This window comes from Arthrobacter sp. 3Tela_A, assembly GCF_049311025.1.
Lineage (GTDB): Bacteria > Actinomycetota > Actinomycetes > Actinomycetales > Micrococcaceae > Arthrobacter_B.
Genome location: NZ_JAXIOM010000108.1, coordinates 1 through 2,522, shown reverse-complemented (window position 1 = coordinate 2,522; position 2,522 = coordinate 1). Strand labels below are relative to the sequence as shown.

At 66.0% G+C, this 2,522-nt stretch carries 2 protein-coding genes; one reads left to right on the top strand and one right to left on the bottom strand.

Going from position 1 to position 2,522, the window contains the following annotated elements; all coding sequences use genetic code 11:
- The first annotated feature begins 183 nt into the window (after positions 1-183).
- Positions 184-1,035 carry a ComEC/Rec2 family competence protein gene (locus tag TVC13_RS17940; RefSeq protein ID WP_422402485.1) on the top strand — a complete coding sequence of 284 codons (852 nt, stop codon included), beginning with the start codon at positions 184-186 and terminating at the stop codon, positions 1,033-1,035.
- A gap of 3 nt (positions 1,036-1,038) precedes the next feature.
- Here TVC13_RS17940 and TVC13_RS17935 read toward each other — a convergent pair whose 3' ends face one another.
- Entirely contained in the window at positions 1,039-2,361 is a 1,323-nt protein-coding gene (locus TVC13_RS17935; protein WP_422402484.1) for a TetR/AcrR family transcriptional regulator, read from the bottom strand.
- Between the last annotated feature and the right edge of the window lie 161 nt (positions 2,362-2,522).

Sequence of the window (2,522 nt, the reverse complement as noted above, 5' to 3'; positions counted from 1 at the left end):
CCCCCAACTCCCCGGGCGGGGGGGGGGGGGGGCGGCGGGGGCCCGGGGGTAGCGCCGGGCGGCCCCGCGCTCCTGGCCTGGTGGATCATCCGGCTTGGACGGCCGCGCGCTGGGCCGGAAGTTCCGGGCCGGGGAGTCGGCGGGGACAACGGGCGGCTCCGGGTACGCACGCTCCGGTTGGGGGTGATCTGTCTGGCAGCCACCCTCGCCATGATGCTGGGGGTGTTGGTGCTGCGGCTGCTCCACCCCGGTCCCAGGCACCCGGACTGGATTGCAGCCGCCTGCGACGTCGGGCAGGGGGATGCATTGGCCGTTAGGACAGGACCTGACGCGGCATTGGTCATCGATGCCGGTCCTGATCCTTCAGCGCTCGATACCTGTCTGGACCGTCTGGGCATTCGCACCATCGAAATGCTGGTCATCACCCACGTCCATGAGGACCACTATGCCGGAGCCTCAGCCGCTGCAGAGGGAAGGGAGATTAAGTCGCTCGCTTTCTCGTCGGCTGAACAGGGGATACCCGGGGAGATCAGAGGACTCGCGGACGAGTTTGCGGTCGATCCTGAACGCCTGGGACGCGGGGGAAACGGAGAGCTTGGCCCCGTGCGCTGGGAGGTCCTGTGGCCTCCGGCAGCTGAAGGCAGTGCCGGACTCACCGAGAATGATGCCAGTGCCGTCCTGCTGATCCGCACGGCCGGGATCAACTTTCTCTTCACCGGAGACCTGGAGGAGGACGCTGCTCGCCAGATGCTCCGAACCAGTCCGGAACTGCGGACCGAACAGGTGCATGTGCTCAAGGTCGCCCACCACGGAGCACGAAATTCCGGGCAGGCATTGCCGGAAGAGCTGCGTCCGTTGCTGGCACTGATATCGGTGGGGGAGGAGAACACGTACGGGCATCCAGCGCCGGAGACACTCCGGAATCTCGAAGCGGCCGGAGCCCTGGTGGCGCGCACAGACCAGTTGGGCAGCTTCATCCTGCACACCGACGACGCCGGGAAACTGATGGTCAGCCGGCTCGGCAGGGGGCCCTGAGCGTTATCCAGCCTCGCCGGAAACTGTCAACACGGTGCGCAGGTCCTTCACCGCGGCGATGAAGTGTTCGGCGCTGGCCTGGATGTCTCCGGCCGCTCCCAGCCAGCCCGAAGCCATGTCCGAGATGGCTGCGTAGGCTGCGTTCGAGGCGAGGGAGGCTTCGTAGGCCGGCTTCCCGTGCAAGCGGGCGTACTGAGGATTCCCGGCGAGCCAGTCCCGGATAGTGCCCATGATTCGCGTACCGGCATCGACCAGAGTGGCCGTACCGGCATCCCGGGCAGCGGGCTGGGTCCGGGAGAGTTCTGCCCGTAGCCGGGCTACCTCCGCGTTGACTCTCATGTGGCCGACGGATCCGAAAATGAGTGCAAAAGCCCCGCACACAATGTCGTCGCTGTGTTTGGTGAGGACTTCCTCAGCTTTGTCCTGCGGCAGCACGGTCAATGGCCTGCCAAGGATAGCCGCCTCGCGGGAGGGGAAGTAGTTGAAGAACGTACTGCGCGAAATCACGGCCTCCTCGCAGATCTCATCTACGGTCACGGCAGCGAAGCCGCGTTCAAGGGCGCCGCGCGCGGCTGCCAGCTCAATGCGGTTCTCAGTGTCCCGCCGTTTGCGTTCCCGGAGACCCGGCACCGCAGCCGCAGCGCTGTCAGGCCCGGGCAGCGGGACGTCCGGCAGGCAGACCGGCCGTGACAGGTCGCCCGTCCCAACCACCGTTCTGAGCGCATCGACCGCACGCAGGCACGCTGTCAGCGGATCAGGAACATCACGCAGCGGAATTCCCCACCACTGTGTCGTCGCGTACATGGCGGCATACGCCGCAGTCACGGCCAGAACAGCTTCTGTCCGATGTCTGTCGGGGAGACGCGCGTGCTGCGGATTGACGCGCAGCCAGCCCTCGACGGCGTCTGTGAGCTCGTTCTGCACGGCGATGAGCCTGGTGGAGTATTGGCGCATAGCTGCCGGCTGTTCAGCGATCAGCCGGGTACGGTCACGCAGGATGTCCGCGTCGGCAGTCTGGTTGGCCAGAACAGGCACCTGCATTTCCAGCAGGCCGCGGACGAGGTCGTCCGGATGCCGGGAAAGAATCGGGTGGGTCACTTCAGGTTCCGGCACGGCAAATGGTTTGCCAACGATCGCCGCATCGCGGGAGGGAAAGTGATTGAAGAACGTGCTGCGGGAAATATCAGCCCGGGAACATATCATCTCCACGGTGACCTGGTCATAGCCGTGTTCGAGCGCCGCCTTCACAGCTTCCCGCGCAACAACCGAACGCGGCTGCCGGCGCGAAGGCTTGCGGCCGGAGGGAACGCCGTCGACTGCGGGCACAAAATCACTCTCCTCTAGGCGTATGCCCCCGCAACATTAGCGGTACCCGCGGATGCGGACAAACTTGACTCCCGCCGTCGTCGTCCTCTGTGGGGGCGGGCACGGCCCTGTCTCTGATACACCTCTCCGAGCCCCCGCGCCTAGGCCTGGGGGCGGTTGCC